This is a genomic window from Leifsonia sp. EB41 (assembly GCF_041262565.1).
Lineage (GTDB): Bacteria > Actinomycetota > Actinomycetes > Actinomycetales > Microbacteriaceae > Leifsonia.
This window is the reverse complement of sequence record NZ_JBGCCJ010000001.1, coordinates 1598534-1613417: the sequence shown is the minus strand read 5'-3', so window position 1 is coordinate 1613417 and position 14884 is coordinate 1598534. Positions and strand designations below refer to the sequence as shown.

15 protein-coding genes are annotated in these 14884 nt (G+C 70.0%); 10 read left to right on the top strand and 5 right to left on the bottom strand.

The features are described 5' to 3' along the window. The first annotated feature begins 9 nt into the window (after positions 1-9). Together panC and lysS are read left to right on the top strand one after the other, a co-directional pair. Positions 10-885 carry a pantoate--beta-alanine ligase gene (panC, locus tag ABH923_RS07950; protein ID WP_370054802.1) on the top strand — a complete coding sequence of 292 codons (876 nt, stop codon included), beginning with the start codon at positions 10-12 and terminating at the stop codon, positions 883-885. 48 nt (positions 886-933) lie between these two features. Next, positions 934-2460 (top strand): lysine--tRNA ligase, encoded by a 1527-nt coding sequence (gene lysS / locus ABH923_RS07945; protein WP_370054800.1) that lies wholly within the window; start codon positions 934-936, stop codon positions 2458-2460. Between the two features lie 3 nt (positions 2461-2463). On the opposite strand, the gene ABH923_RS07940 is transcribed toward lysS, so the two are convergent. Next, a complete protein-coding gene (locus ABH923_RS07940) occupies positions 2464-3288 on the bottom strand; it encodes a cytochrome c oxidase assembly protein (protein WP_370054799.1) in 825 nt (274 codons plus the stop codon). A gap of 112 nt (positions 3289-3400) precedes the next feature. Here ABH923_RS07940 and ABH923_RS07935 point away from each other — a divergent pair, with 112 nt between their 5' ends. Together ABH923_RS07935 and cls are read left to right on the top strand one after the other, a co-directional pair. Continuing rightward, positions 3401-3574, top strand: a complete 174-nt coding sequence (locus ABH923_RS07935) for a hypothetical protein (RefSeq protein WP_370054798.1) — start codon at positions 3401-3403, stop codon at positions 3572-3574. Positions 3575-3719: 145 nt separating this feature from the next. After that, positions 3720-5198, top strand: coding sequence for a cardiolipin synthase (gene cls, locus ABH923_RS07930; RefSeq protein WP_370054797.1), 1479 nt, complete (start codon positions 3720-3722; stop codon positions 5196-5198). On the opposite strand, the gene ABH923_RS07925 is transcribed toward cls, so the two are convergent. The 3 genes from ABH923_RS07925 to ABH923_RS07915 form a co-directional block, all read right to left on the bottom strand. After that, on the bottom strand, positions 5179-5640 hold the full coding sequence (locus tag ABH923_RS07925; RefSeq protein ID WP_370054795.1) for a type II toxin-antitoxin system VapC family toxin: 462 nt from the start codon (positions 5638-5640) through the stop codon (positions 5179-5181). The genes cls and ABH923_RS07925 overlap by 20 nt on opposite strands. Then, positions 5637-5915, bottom strand: coding sequence for a hypothetical protein (locus tag ABH923_RS07920; protein WP_370054793.1), 279 nt, complete (start codon positions 5913-5915; stop codon positions 5637-5639). The genes ABH923_RS07925 and ABH923_RS07920 overlap by 4 nt, the downstream gene beginning before the upstream one ends. A 150-nt stretch (positions 5916-6065) precedes the next feature. Next, positions 6066-7043, bottom strand: coding sequence for a pirin family protein (locus tag ABH923_RS07915; RefSeq protein ID WP_370054791.1), 978 nt, complete (start codon positions 7041-7043; stop codon positions 6066-6068). A gap of 42 nt (positions 7044-7085) precedes the next feature. On the opposite strand from ABH923_RS07915, the gene ABH923_RS07910 reads away from it, so the two are divergent. From ABH923_RS07910 to ABH923_RS07885, 6 genes are all read left to right on the top strand, one after another. Next, positions 7086-7517, top strand: coding sequence for a hypothetical protein (locus tag ABH923_RS07910; protein ID WP_370054790.1), 432 nt, complete (start codon positions 7086-7088; stop codon positions 7515-7517). 104 nt (positions 7518-7621) lie between these two features. Continuing rightward, positions 7622-10150 carry an ATP-dependent Clp protease ATP-binding subunit gene (locus ABH923_RS07905; RefSeq protein WP_370054789.1) on the top strand — a complete coding sequence of 843 codons (2529 nt, stop codon included), beginning with the start codon at positions 7622-7624 and terminating at the stop codon, positions 10148-10150. 106 nt (positions 10151-10256) lie between these two features. Continuing rightward, a complete protein-coding gene (locus ABH923_RS07900) occupies positions 10257-10769 on the top strand; it encodes an amino-acid N-acetyltransferase (protein ID WP_370054788.1) in 513 nt (170 codons plus the stop codon). Positions 10770-10814: 45 nt separating this feature from the next. Beyond that, the gene (locus ABH923_RS07895) at positions 10815-11450 is read left to right on the top strand and encodes a hypothetical protein (RefSeq protein WP_370054787.1); all 636 of its coding nucleotides are present in this window, start codon (positions 10815-10817) and stop codon (positions 11448-11450) included. 115 nt (positions 11451-11565) lie between these two features. Further along, a complete protein-coding gene (radA, locus tag ABH923_RS07890; protein WP_370054786.1) occupies positions 11566-12927 on the top strand; it encodes a DNA repair protein RadA in 1362 nt (453 codons plus the stop codon). A 155-nt stretch (positions 12928-13082) separates the two neighbouring features. Next, a complete protein-coding gene (locus ABH923_RS07885) occupies positions 13083-14021 on the top strand; it encodes an alpha/beta hydrolase (RefSeq protein ID WP_370054785.1) in 939 nt (312 codons plus the stop codon). Here the strand turns inward: ABH923_RS07885 and ABH923_RS07880 are convergent. Further along, positions 14018-14782 (bottom strand): SGNH/GDSL hydrolase family protein, encoded by a 765-nt coding sequence (locus tag ABH923_RS07880; protein WP_370054784.1) that lies wholly within the window; start codon positions 14780-14782, stop codon positions 14018-14020. The genes ABH923_RS07885 and ABH923_RS07880 overlap by 4 nt on opposite strands. Between the last annotated feature and the right edge of the window lie 102 nt (positions 14783-14884).

Below are 14884 nucleotides of genomic sequence, written 5' to 3'. Positions count from 1 at the left end.
AGGACCGTCATGCCCGACGTCGTGACCACCATCGCCGAGCTGCGCGAGCGGGTGGCGCACGCCAGGCGGGCGGCCGCGCTGGACGGTCCCGCCGACGCGCCCGCGGGCCGGGTCGTGCTGGTCCCGACGATGGGCGCCCTCCATCGCGGCCATTTGAGCCTGGTGAGCCGGGCCCGCGACCTCGGCGGTCTCGTGGTCGTCTCGATCTTCGTCAACCCTCTGCAGTTCGGCCCGAACGAGGACCTGGACCGCTACCCGCGCACCCTCGACGCCGACGTCGCCGCGCTCGACGGCCTCGCCGACCTGGTCTTCGCTCCGACCGCCGCCGAGATGTATCCGGACGGGCCGTCCTCCACCCGGGTCTCCGCGGGCGAGGTCGGCCGGCTGTTCGAGGGCGCCTCGCGCCCCGGCCACTTCGACGGGATGCTGACCGTCGTCGCCAAGCTGCTCAACATCGTCCAGCCCGACGTCGCCGTGTTCGGCCAGAAGGACGCCCAGCAGGTGCACCTGGTCGGCCGCATGGTCGACGACCTCGACCTCCCCGTCACCATCGCGGTGGTCGACACCGTGCGCGAGGAGGACGGCCTCGCGCTCTCCAGCCGCAACCGCTACCTGGACGACGACCAGCGAAGGGCCGCCATCACACTGTCGCAGGCGCTCGCCGCCGGCACGTCAGCGGCGTCCGGGGGAGCGGCCGCCGCACTCGAAGCCGCGACCGCGCGCGTGGAGGCCGAGCCGGTCGTTAAACTGGACTATCTCGCGATCGTCGATCAGGACACGTTCCTCGAAGCGGGTGCGGACCTCCACGGTCCTGCGCTGCTGCTGATCGCCGCCCGCGTCGGCTCCACCCGCCTGATCGACAACGCGCGCATCACGCTCGGCTGAGCCCCCACGCCGCACGCCCTCCATAGAACCGCCGGAACGGAAGACACGATGACCGAAGCGCCTGCCACCGACCTCAACGCCGACGGCGACCTCACCGCCGACGAGATCAGCGAGCAGAAGGCCGTCCGCCTGGCCAAGCGCGAGCGCCTCATCGCCGAGGCCGGCGACGCGGGCGGCGGCGCCTACCCGGTGCAGGTCCCCGTGACGACCACCATTCCCGAGGTGCGCGCCGCCTGGGGCCACCTGGAGGCCGACCAGACCTCCGGCGAGACCGTCGGCCTCGCCGGCCGCGTCGTGCACCAGCGCAACACCGGCAAGCTCTGCTTCGCCGTGCTCCAGTCAGGCGACGGCTCGCGCCTCCAGGCCATGGTCTCGCTCGCCGAAGTGGGCGAGGAGTCGCTGGCGCGCTGGAAGGAGCTGGTCGACCTCGGCGACCACGTCTTCGTCTCGGGCGAGGTCATCTCCAGCCGCCGCGGCGAGCTGTCGATCATGGTCCGCGGCTGGGAGATCGCGTCCAAGGCGATCCTGCCGCTGCCGAACCTCCACAACGAGCTCAACGAGGAGACGCGCGTCCGCAGCCGCTACCTCGACCTGATCGCGCGCGAGCAGGCCCGCCGCAACGTCCTCGACCGGGCCGCGGCCGTCGCCAGCCTCCGGAGCACGTTCGCGGGCCAGGGCTTCGTGGAGGTCGAGACGCCGATGCTGCAGGTGATGCACGGCGGCGCCTCCGCCCGCCCGTTCGTCACGCACTCCAACGCGTTCGACACCGAGCTCTTCCTGCGCATCGCGCCGGAGCTGTACCTGAAGCGCGCCGTCGTCGGCGGCATCGACCGGGTGTTCGAGATCAACCGCAACTTCCGCAACGAGGGCGCTGACTCCACGCACTCCCCCGAGTTCGCGATGCTGGAGGCCTATCAGGCGTACGGCGACTACAACTCGATCGCCGACCTGACCCAGCAGCTCATCCAGGACGCGGCGGTCGCCGTCTCCGGCTCGCACGTGGTCACCTGGGCGGACGGCACCGCGTACGACCTCGGCGGCCAGTGGGACCGCATCCGGATGTACGACAGCCTCTCGGAGGCCATCGGCGAGGAGATCACGCCGCAGACCCCGATGTCGCGGCTGCGTGAGCTCGCCGCCGACGCTGAGATCGAGGTGCCGCACCCGCTGCCCGGCAAGTACGTCGAGGAGCTGTGGGAGCACCACGTGAAGTCGGGACTCGTGCGCCCGACGTTCGTCATGGACTTCCCGGTCGACACCAGCCCGCTCGTGCGCGCGCACCGCTCGCGGGACGGCGTGGTGGAGAAGTGGGATCTCTACACTCGCGGCTTCGAGCTGGCGACGGGCTACTCCGAGCTGATCGACCCGGTCGTGCAGCGTGAGCGCTTCGTGGAGCAGGCGCGCCTGGCGGCCGCCGGCGACGACGAGGCGATGCGCCTCGATGAGGAGTTCCTGCGCGCCCTCGAGTTCGGCATGCCTCCCACCGGCGGCATGGGCATGGGCATCGACCGCCTCCTCATGGCGCTCACCGGCCTCGGCATCCGCGAGACCATCCTCTTCCCCCTCGTGAAGTAGGGCTCAGCCGCGCTGGTGGAGGTGCGCTTGCGTGAGCGCCTCCATCTCCTCGTCGCTGAGCTCGTCCAGCTTCTTGCCCTCGCGGCGGTCGAGGCGCATCCACCGGATGAAGAGGATGACCAGGATCGGGACGTCCGCGATCTCGGCGATGAACCACAGGAAGTCGCCGGACAGATGCTGGTCGTGCAGGGCGCTCGGGAACCACAACGGCAACGGGCCGACGATCGCCGGAGCGTGGTCGAGCACGGCGTCGTTGAGCCGCAGCAGCAGGCCGGGGATGGCGTCGAGCAGCAGCGCGACGAAGGCCAGCAGGAACTCCACCGTGATGAAGAAGCTGGTGTGGATCACCGAGTGGGCCGCGATCGGCAGCACCATCAGCAGGCCCGCGAGGGGCACCAGTATGGAGATGGTCCACTCCGACCAGGGGTTGTCGCGGAGGACCGCCGCGACCGGCGTCAGGAAGATCATGAACGCCGCGCACGCGAACACTGTCGCGAAAATGGCGTTGCCGAATAGCCGCACCGGGCGTGACTGCAGGAACCGGTCGGTGCGCCCCTGACCCGTGCTGCCCAGCGCGACCCGCGCGAGCGCGATCGGCCTCCCGAGGCTCACGAGCGCCGGGACGACGAACAGCAGCAGCGCGATCCGTGTCGTGAAGGCCCAGCGCAGCACCTGGCTCTCGGCCCCGAGGAACCCGAACGAGATGACCGCGTACGAGCCGAGCCCGAGCAGCAGGTACATCCACGTCAGCCGCGCCGGCCAGCGGTGACCGCGGCGCCGCAGCGACAGCACGCCGCCGAGGTAGAGGGCCGCCGCGGCGATGAGCATGACCGCGGCCGCCGGGTCGAACGACCAGGTGGTGAGGAAGACGAGGAAGGGAGGCGTGGTGCTGCTCCGGGGGAGTCGGGTTCACATGTGTGCGAGGTACCATTATCCCGCTATGGGAGACATCATCGGTGGAATCGTCTGGTCGCTGGCCCCGACCGTGCTCGTCGGCCTGCTGTTCTGGGTGATCATGCGCGCCATCGTGCGTGCCGACCGCACCGAGCGCAAGGTGTACTCCCGCATGGAGAACGAGGAACGCGCCCGTCGCGGCCTCGCCCCCAAGAGCTGAGCGCACTCTCAGGAGGAGTCCGCCGCCCGGCCCCGGACACCGCCCGATCGTGCGCCGTCTCGCTCCGGAGGCTCGCCGCCCGCTACGGTAGGCATTCGAGGGCACCGTTCCGGCATCCTCACCGGCTGACGCCCGAGGGGGATGGATGGACGCGGGTTTCCTGACCACGACGATCGTCGTCCTCGCGCTGCTCCTCGACTTCGTCATCCGCGTCATCGCGATCATCGTGGTCCCGCGCAACCGCAAGCCCACCTCCGCGACCGCGTGGCTGCTGGCCATCTTCCTCATCCCGTACATCGGCGTGCTGTTCTTCCTGCTGATCGGCAGCTACAAGCTCCCGAAGAAGCGCCGCGAGAAGCAGGAGGAGATCAACAGCTTCATCCTCGACAGCACCGAGGGCATGGAGCGTGTGCGCCGCGACCACCCGTGGCCGACCTGGCTGGAGTCCGTGGTCGAGCTCAACCGCAACCTCGGCGCCATGCCGCTGGTCGGCGGTAACCGGGCAGGCCTCAACGGTCACTACGACGACTCGCTGGCCGCGATGACCGCCGCGATCGCCGACGCGAAGCGGTACGTGCACGTCGAGTTCTACATCCTGACGCTCGACAAGACGACCGCGCCGTTCTTCGAGGCGATGGAGGCCGCGGTCGCCCGCGGCGTCGTCGTGCGGGTGCTGCTCGACCACATCGCGTCGGTGCGCACGCCCGACTACAAGGCCACGATCAAGCGCCTGACCGCGATGGGCGCGAAGTGGCACCTGATGCTTCCGGTGCAGCCGTTCAAGGGCAAGTACCAGCGCCCGGACCTCCGCAACCACCGCAAGCTGCTCATCGTGGACGGCCGGGTGGCGTTCATGGGTTCGCAGAACGTCATCGACCGCAGCTACAACAAGAAGTCGAACATCAAGCGCGGCCTCAAGTGGAAAGAGCTCATCGTCCGGCTGGAGGGCCCGATCGTCGCGGGTCTGAACGCGATCTTCATCACCGACTGGTACAGCGAGACCGACGAGCTGCTCCGCCGCGAGACGGAGCCGATCACCGACGAGGACGCCCGCAACGCCAACGACCCGGAGGAGCTCGACGCCCAGGTGGTGCCGTCCGGACCCGGGTTCGCCGGCGAGAACAACCTCCGGCTCTTCCTCGCGCTGCTGTACTACGCGCAGGAGCGCATCGTCATCACCTCCCCGTACTTCGTGCCGGACGAGGCCATGCTCACCGCCATCACGACCGCCACCCAGCGCGGAATCGCCGTCGACCTGTTCGTCTCCGAGATCGGCGACCAGGCGCTGGTCTACCACGCACAGCGCTCGTACTACGAGGCGCTGTTGCGCGCCGGGGTGCGGATCTGGATGTACAAGGCGCCGTACATCCTGCACGCCAAGCACTTCACGATCGACGACGATGTCGCCGTCATCGGGTCGAGCAACATGGACATGCGTTCCTTCCTGCTGAACATGGAGGTCTCGCTGATGGTCCGCGGACGCTCGTTCGTCCAGCAGATGCGCGAAGTGGAGGACGGCTACCGCCGCGACAGCCGCGAGCTGACGCTGGACGAGTGGATGAAGCAGCCCCTCCGCTCCACGGTGCTCGACAACCTCGCCCGCCTCACGTCCGCCCTGCAGTAGCCGACACCGTGGTCGTCCCGCTGGGGCGATCCTGCCCCACCACGTCCGCGAGCAGTCTCGTGTCGCACCACCGCTGAGCTGTCGCCGCCAGCCGTGCGTCGCTCGTGACCAGTGGAAGACCCAGCTCATGCGCGAGCGCGACATACATGGCGTCGTACGCCGACAGGTCGTGACGCCACTTCCAGGCGTTCTGCCGCAGCGGTCCGTGCTCGAAGCGCATGATCGGTACCCGCGAGAACTCGGTCAGCAATCGCTCCACCTGTTCCGATCGCTCGGGACGCTGCCGGGCGATCCGTCGCGCCGCGCTCACGAACTCCGGATCGATCAGATGCGGGGCCGCGAGCACGCAGTCGGCCAGTGGCCCGTCTGCCCGAAGGCCGGTGGACCCGGCCGAGGCGAGGAGGTCGACCATCGCGCTGCAGTCGATCACCGCCGCGATCATCGCTCGCTCCGGCTCTCGCGGACGATCTCCACGATCTCCTCGCTCGTGATCCCCAGTCCGGTGAACGGCGTGCGACCCTCGGCGGCGGCCTCGGTCCTCGCCGCATCCGCCGCGACGACCTCCGCCCATCGCTCCTCGATCCGCAGCCGCTCCGCGATGCGGGTCAGTTCTCTGCGGAGGTACTCCGAATACGAAAGGCCCTTCGCGCTCGCGGCATTCTTCAACCGGGCATCGACCGCTGGGTCGAGATCTCGTACTTGCACTGTGACTCCCATGGATTCGAGCTTACATCGATCATGCATGCAAAACAAAGCCTTCTGCATGCGTAGATCCATTGTGCAGCGCGGAGGTCATCTGAGGCGGGCGATGCGGAAATCTGTGGAGAGATCGTCGCCGAGCCGATGGTGTGGAGGATGTTGTCGCCCTCAGCCGCGCGGCTTCAGCCGCACCGTCGGCAAAGCCGGCGCCGGCAGCGCGCCACCGGCATACCCGCCCACGGTCCCGAACCGCCCCTCCGGGTCCTCCCCGTCGATCACGTCGCGCTGCCACTCGGCCCGCGCCGCGACGATGTCCTCGTGGCTGCGGCCGATGAAGTTCCACCACATGACGATCTGCTCGCCGAGCGGCTCGCCGCCGAGCAGCAGGAGGCGCGCGGGCCCAGCGGCCTCCACCTCCACGGCGTCACGCCCGGGGCAGAGGTACGCGAGATGCGCGAGGGGCACGGCGGTCCCGGCGACCGTCACCTCTCCGGCGTCGACCAGGACGCCGTGCTCGAAGGCCGGATCCAGCGGCACGGCCACCCGCGCTCCCGCCGGCATGGTGAGCTCTGCGCCGACCAGCGGTGAGAACACCGTCGCAGTCGTCCCGCTCCCGGCCAGCGCGCCGACGAACGTCCGCACGGTCGCGTCCCCGAGCGCCGCAGGGGACGGGACGTGGTGCTCGAAGAAGGGGGTGACCTCCCGCGACGCGCTCGGCAGCGCCACCCAGAGCTGGACGCCGTGCAGGCGCTGCGTCCCGGGCGTGGACACCTCGGAGTGACTGATCCCGCGCCCCGCCGTCATCAGGTTGAGTTCGCCCGGCCGCACCAGGGCGTGGCTGCCCACGCTGTCGCGGTGGTCGATCTCGCCCTCGAACAGCCAGCTCACCGTCTGCAGCCCGGTGTGCGGATGCGGCGGGACCTGCATCCCGCCGGTCAGCGAGACGTCGTCCGGGCCGTAGTGGTCGACGAAGCACCAGCCGCCGATCAGAGAGCGCTTCCGCTGCGGGAGGGTGCGTCGCACGGTCATCGCCCGCGGACCGCCGAGCGGGACCTCGCGCGGCTCCAGGATCTCCACGCCCGCGTCGGCGACGATCACGTCGTCGCCCGCGAGGACCTCCACCGGGTCGCGCTCGAGGTTGCTCATGGCGGCATCCTAGGCGTCATCGGGCCCCCATAGAATGAGCGCGTGAATCGTGCAGCGCGCCCCCGGATGTCCGTCACCGCCTCCGCTGTGCTCGTCGCCGCGGCCCTGCTGCTCGCGGGATGTACGAGCACGCAGGTGAAACCCGCGAAGGACTACGCGGGCGAGCCGCAGGGGGTCCAGCCCCCGGCCAGCAGCGCGGGCGGCGCCTCCTGGGCGACCTGGCTGGAGAACGGAAAGCAGTTCGGGATCGTGCTCAACGGCAGCTCCACCTGCCCGCCGACCGTGCAGTCGGTGAAGGTGGTGGCGTCCAACCAGCTGGAGGCCATGCTCGCCCCGGCCAGCGGCGGCGTCTGCACGCACGACATCGTCCCGCACACCACCGTGTTCGACACGCCCAGCGGCCTGACGACCAGCTCGGACGTCACCGTCAAGCTCCCCGACACCACCCTCACGATCGCCGCCATCCGCGGCTGACACGGCGTCACGCCTCCAGCGAACATGCCTCCGCAGCACCGGATGCCGCGGTTACTCTCGTTGTATCGGCGCCGACCCTGCAACGGCGTCGCCAAGGAGTAGAAATGTTCGAGAGATTCACCGACCGCGCTCGCCGCGTCGTCGTCTTGGCCCAGGAAGAGGCCAAGATGCTCAACCACAACTACATCGGGACGGAGCACATCCTGCTCGGCCTGATCCATGAGGGTGAGGGTGTCGCCGCCAAGGCTCTGGAATCGCTCGGTATCTCGCTGGACGCGGTCCGCGAGCAGGTCCAGGACATCATCGGCCAGGGTCAGCAGCAGCCGACCGGCCACATCCCCTTCACGCCGCGTGCCAAGAAGGTCCTGGAGCTGAGCCTCCGCGAGGCCCTCCAGCTCGGCCACAACTACATCGGCACGGAGCACATCCTGCTCGGCCTCATCCGCGAGGGCGAGGGCGTCGCCGCCCAGGTGCTCGTGAAGCTGGGCGCCGACCTCAACCGCGTGCGCCAGCAGGTCATCCAGCTCCTCTCCGGCTACCAGGGCAAGGAGCAGGTCCAGGTCGGGGGCAACGATCAGGCGACCGCGCAGGCAGGCAGCCAGATCCTCGACCAGTTCGGCCGCAACCTCACGCAGGCCGCGCGCGACAACAAGCTCGACCCCGTGATCGGGCGCGAGAAAGAGATCGAGCGCGTCATGCAGATCCTGTCGCGCCGCTCCAAGAACAACCCCGTGCTGATCGGTGAGCCCGGCGTCGGCAAGACCGCCGTCGTGGAGGGTCTCGCGCAGGCGATCGTCCGCGGCGACGTGCCGGAGACGCTGAAGGACAAGCAGCTCTACACGCTCGACCTCGGCTCGCTCATCGCCGGCTCCCGCTACCGCGGCGACTTCGAGGAGCGCCTGAAGAAGGTCACCAAGGAGATCCGCACCCGCGGCGACATCATCACCTTCATCGACGAGATCCACACGCTCGTCGGCGCCGGTGCAGCCGAGGGCGCGATCGACGCGGCCAGCATCCTGAAGCCGCTGCTGGCCCGCGGCGAGCTGCAGACCATCGGCGCGACCACGCTCGACGAGTACCGCAAGCACTTCGAGAAGGACGCCGCGCTCGAGCGCCGGTTCCAGCCCATCCAGGTGGCGGAGCCATCGCTGCCCCACACGATCAACATCCTGAAGGGGCTGCGCGACCGCTACGAGGCGCACCACAAGGTGTCGATCACGGATGGTGCGATCGTCTCGGCCGCGAACCTGGCCGACCGGTACATCCAGGACCGTTTCCTGCCGGACAAGGCCATCGACCTGATCGACGAGGCCGGCGCTCGCCTGCGCCTGTCGATCCTCTCTGCGCCGCCGGAGCTGCGTGAGTTCGACGACAAGATCGCCGCCGTGCGCTCCCAGAAGGAGGCCGCGATCGAGGACCAGGACTTCGAGAAGGCCGCCTCCCTGCGCGACGAGGAGAAGAACCTCCTCGGCGAGCGGCTGAGGCTGGAGAAGCAGTGGCGCTCGGGCGACGTGAAGACGACGGCCGAGGTCGACGAGGGCCTGATCGCCGAGGTTCTCGCGCAGGCCACAGGCATCCCGGTCTTCAAGCTCACCGAGGAGGAGTCCGCTCGCCTGGTGTTCATGGAGAAGGCCCTGCACCAGCGGGTCATCGGTCAGGAGGAGGCCATCTCGGCGCTCTCCAAGACCATCCGCCGCACCCGTGCCGGCCTGAAGGACCCCAAGCGCCCCTCCGGCTCGTTCATCTTCGCCGGCCCCACCGGTGTCGGTAAGACGGAGCTGGCCAAGGCGCTCGCGGAGTTCCTGTTCGACGACGAGTCGGCGATGATCTCGCTCGACATGTCGGAGTACGGCGAGAAGCACACGGTCTCCCGGCTGTTCGGCGCCCCTCCCGGGTTCGTCGGCTTCGAGGAGGGCGGCCAGCTCACCGAGAAGGTCCGCCGCAAGCCGTTCAGCGTCGTGCTGTTCGACGAGATCGAGAAGGCGCACCCGGACATCTTCAACTCGCTGCTCCAGATCCTGGAGGAGGGACGTCTGACCGATGGCCAGGGTCGCGTGGTCGACTTCAAGAACACCGTGATCATCATGACCACGAACCTCGGCACGAAGGACATCTCCGGCGGCCCCGTCGGCTTCCAGATCGAGGGCGACCCGACCACCGGCTACGACCGGATGCGCGGCAAGGTCTACGAGGAGCTCAAGAAGAACTTCAAGCCGGAGTTCCTCAACCGCGTGGACGAGATCATCGTCTTCCCGCAGCTGAACAAGGCCGAGCTGCTGCAGATCGTGGACCTGTTCATCAAGCGCCTCTCCGACCGGCTGCTCGACCGCGACATGACGATCGAGCTGGAGCTGCCCGCCAAGGAGCGCCTGATCGAGGTCGGCTTCGACCCGACGCTGGGAGCGCGGCCGCTGCGCCGCGCGGTCCAGCACGAGATCGAGGACCGACTCAGCGAGAAGATCCTCCACGGCGAGCTGAACGCGGGCGACCACGTGCACGTCGACTTCACGGACGGCGAGTTCGTGTTCACCACGACCGCACGCCAGGAGTCCGTCAGCGCGGGCGCTAACACCGCCGCCGCGATCGGCACCGGCCCGGCCACTCCCGACCTCGCCGCGAACGCGAACGACTGAGACCGCCGAATACGCGGATAATCCGCTAGAGACCGCCGAGTACGCAGACGATCTGCGTACTCGGCGGTTTCTTCGTGCGGGGGTGGTGGTCGGTAGGGTTGGAGACGTGAGTTCTGACGGCGCGTATGTGGTTCGGAGGGCGCGGACCAGCGACGTGCCCGGCATCAGGGAGCTCGTGGAGCCGCTCGTGCAGCGACGCATCCTGCTCGGCAAGGAGGCGGTGACCTTCTACGAGTCGGTGCAGGAGTTCCGCGTCGCCGAGACCGCAGAGGGCGAGCTGATCGGCTGCGGCGCGCTGCACGTGATGTGGAGCGACCTCGCCGAGGTGCGCACGCTCGCCGTCGCTGATCCGTGGCTCGGTCGCGGCGTCGGACGCGCGCTGCTCGGCCGGCTGGAGGCCGACGCGGCGGAGCTCGGACTCAGCCGGCTGTTCTGCCTCACCTTCGAGGTCGGCTTCTTCGAGCGCAACGGCTTCGAGGACATGGGCTCGGAGTCCATCGATGCGACCCTGTACGCCGAGCTCGTCCGCTCGCACGACGAAGGCGTCGCGGAGTTCCTCGACCTCGCCCGCGTGAAGCCCAACACCCTGGGAAACACGCGCATGTTGAAGCATCTCTGAGCGCGCCTGCCCCGGCGTGTCGCGGGTCGGCGCTACTCTGCGGGCATGTCGACGTTCAAGAACCCAGTCGGCCCGAAGCCGAGCGGCGTTTACTGGCGCCGTCGGCTCATCGTCCTCCTCGGCCTCGTCGCGGTCGTGGTGGTCATCGTCCTGATCGTGGTCCGGCCCGGCTCGTCGAGCGGTGAGCCCGCCACCGCCCCGGTCACGACGAACACACCGGCGCCGACCGCGGCCGCCGCGACGAGCATCCCGACGTCCAGCGCCAGCGCGAGCGGCCAGGCCTGCAAGCCGGCCGACGTCAAGGTGGAGGCCGTGACCGACGCCGCGAGCTACACGGCAGGCCAGCTCCCGCAGCTCTCGGTCGCCCTCACCAACACGGGAGCGAACGCGTGCGTCCTCGACGCCGGGACCGCCCAGCAGGTGTTCACGATCACCAGCGGCTCGGAGGTCTACTGGAAGTCGACGGACTGCCAGAGCTCGAAGGTCGACGCCCAGGTGCTGCTGCAGCCGGGCAAGACGATCTCGTCGCAGACCCCGATCACCTGGGACCGCACGCGGTCCGACCCGTCGACGTGCCAGGCGCAGCGTGCGCAGGTGCCGGCCGGCGGTGCGTCGTACCACCTGCAGGTGTCGGTCGCGGGCATCACCTCGGCGACGACGAAGCAGTTCGCGCTGCGCTGAGCCGCCCTGTTGTCCTCCACAGTTCGGGCTCGGCGGGGGCTCCTCCACGAGTTCCGCGATCCTCCCGCCGATGACGGTGGCCGACCGTAGTGTGGAGCGCGACTGAGGAGGTTCCGTGGCAAAGGCCGCTGTGACGTATCGCTGCACCGAGTGCGGCTGGACGACCGTGAAGTGGGTCGGCCGCTGCGGCGAATGCCAGGAGTGGGGCACCGTCGCGGAGGCGTCGGCGCCGACGGGCGTGCTGCGCGCTCTGAAGCCCGTCGTCGTGAGCGCGGACCGCGCGGCGCGCGCGATCACGTCGGTCGGCACGGAGCCGGCGGAGCGCCGGCCGAGCGGCATCGGGGAGTTCGACCGCGTCCTCGGCGGGGGCATCGTGCCGGGCGCGGCCATCCTGCTGAGCGGTGAGCCAGGGGTCGGCAAGTCGACGCTGCTGCTGGAAGTGGCCTCGCGGGCCGCGAGTGAGGGCCGGCCGGTCCTTTACGTGAGCGCCGAGGAGTCCGTGAGCCAGGTGCGGATGCGCGCAGAGCGCACCGGCGCCATGCACGACCAGCTCTTCCTCGCCTCCGAGACCGACCTGGCGACGATCATCGGCCAGATCGACGCTGTGCGGCCCTCGCTCGTCATCGTGGACTCCGTGCAGACCGTGTCGAGCGGGTCCATCGAGGGCATCGCGGGAGGCCCGAGCCAGGTGCGCGAGGTCGCCAGCACGCTCATCCGCGTAGCCAAGGAGCGCGAGCTCCCCATCCTGATCGTCGGTCACGTCACCAAGGACGGCTCGATCGCCGGTCCGCGCCTGCTCGAGCACCTGGTGGACGTCGTGTGCCACTTCGAGGGCGACCGCCAGACCGCGCTGCGGTTCGTGCGCGCGCTGAAGAACCGGTTCGGGCCGACCGACGAGGTCGGCTGCTTCGAGATGGCCGGCGACGGCATCGCCGAGGTGCCGGACCCGAGCGGGCTCTTCCTCAGCCGCACCACGACGCCGGTGTCCGGCACCTGCGTCACTGTGGCGATGGAGGGCCGGCGGCCGCTGCCGGTGGAGGTGCAGGCGCTCGTCGTGGCGACCACCGCGCCCAACCCGCGGCGCGTGACGAACGGGGTGGACTCCTCGCGCGTCGCGATGCTGCTGGCGGTCCTGGAGCGGCGGGCCGGCATCCGCCTCGGCGACAAGGACGTGTACGTGTCCACCGTCGGCGGGGTGCGGCTGGCCGAGCCGGGCGCCGACCTGGCCATCGCACTGGCGGTGGCGTCGGCGGCGACGGACCGGGCCATCCCGCACACGCTCGTCGCATTCGGCGAGATCAGCCTGGCGGGGGAGATCCGGCCGGTGACGAGCGGCAAGCAGCGGGCGACGGAGGCGACGCGGCTCGGATTCTCGACCCGCATCGACGAGCGCGCCGCGACGATCCGGGAGGCACTGCGCGTCGCCTTCACTGCCGCCACCACCCCACGCGAGCGAGAACTCGACGCCGCCTTCTGACCCCGCCTCCGGCCCGCGGCTAATGGAGGAGTTCCGCCCCCGACACGCGGCACGACTCCTCCGCTGACTGCCCGCGCGCGGCATGTCGAACGGAATCTCCTCCCGTGGCGACGCGAGGGTTTTCGCCGCGGGGCCCTCGGGCCACAATGGGCCGCATGGCCAACCTGACGTTCACCCTCCGTTCGGGCCGACGTGTCGGCGTCACCACCCTGGGCGACCCGGTCGCCGCGCGTGTCATCGTGTTCTGCCATCCCGCCCCCGGTTCGTCGGTGTTCGACCCCGACCCGGACGCCTCGGCGAACCGCGGCGTCCACATCGTGTCGCTCGACCGGCCGGGCTACGGCTCCAGCGATCCGTGGCCGGCCGGCTCCTGGCCGAGCATCGTGGGCGCCGCCGACGACATCGCCGAATACATCCGCGAGATGAAGCGGCTGGAGGCGCCGATCGGCGTCAACCGTCCGCCGACGATCGGCATCGCCGGCTGGTCGGCCGGCGGCCGGGTGGCGCTCGCCTTCGCCGCACGCCATCCCGAGCTCGTCGACCGGGTCGCGGTGGTCGCGACTCCCGCCCCGAACGAGGACGTGCCGTGGATCCCGCCCGAACTGCAGAAGCAGTCCGACGAGTTGGGTCGCCTCTCACCCGACGAGGCGAGGAGCCGGCTGTCCGCCATGCTGCAGGGCCAGGCCGACGCAATGCGGGCCGCCGACCTGGAGAGCGGCGTCCCCCTCGACGCGCTCGGAGCCGGACCGGTGGACGCCGAGGTGCTCGGCCGCCGCGGCCTGGAGGACCGGCTCGGCCGAATGTTGAAGGACGCCTACCGCCAGGGTCCCGGCGGCGTGGCGGCCGACATCCTGAGCTACACCGCGCGACCGTGGGGCTTCGATCCGGGAGCGGTGCGGGCGAAGACGCTCATCATCGGCGGCGACGCCGACCCGATCGCGGGTCACGCGCACGCCGCCTGGTACCGGAAGGCGATCCCGGACGCCCGGATGGAGATGTTCCCCGGCGCCGGTCACCTCGTCATCGCGCCGGCGTGGGAGCGGGTGCTGTCGTTCCTGGCGCCGAACACAAAGCTGCCGCAGGACGCAGCTTAGAGCGCGGCGCGCCGCGGGAACCTGGCCGTCGCCTGCTCGATGACCGCGGGCAGGAAGGCGGACGCCCAGACCCGGTAGCCGTGGTCGTTCGGGTGGAACCAGTCGTCGGCGAAGTGGTGCAGCGCCCCGCGCCACCCCTCCCGCCGCATGGCCTCGTGCAGCGGGACGACCGTCAGCCCGCGCTCGGCGGCCGCTTCGCGGAGGATGCCGTTCGCGACCGCGACCTTGCGCTCGTTGTGCGGCAGGTAGAAGTACGGGAGGTCGGCCACGATCGCGTCCGACGGCACCGCGTCCAACACCCGGCGGATGCCTTCCCGGAAACGCACGGGGTCGAAATCGGCGATGTCGTTCGCGCCGATCGACACGGTGACGAGGTCGGGGGCATGGTCGGCGAGCCGGGGAATCTGGTCGTCGGCGGCCAGCGCGACGGTCGCCCCGGACACGGACAGGTTGACGACCTGGACGCTCCGTCCGGTCGCGGACCGGACGTGGTCGGCGATCACGCCGACATAGCTGTTGCGCGGCACGGAGGCGCCGATCCCCTGCGCGGCGCTGTCCCCGATGGCCACGTAGAGGATCTCGCCCTCCGTCTTGGCGTGGTCGCGCCACCACGCGGAGTGCACGGGCAGCGTCTGGTTGATGCGCTCCTTGCCGGCGGCGAGCGACGCGCGCTGCCGCGCGACCCACACCCGCCCGGCCACCGCGCCCGTAGCGACGACCAGAGCGCCGCCCAGCCAGACCGCTGGCTTCAGAATGCCCATCCCGGCAGCGTACTGCCGTCCACTTGCGCTTCCCTGAGCTTCGGGCGCGCCCGGCCCCTGCCCGATTCGCGGTGACCGCGCGCATCCAGTAAACTCATCGGC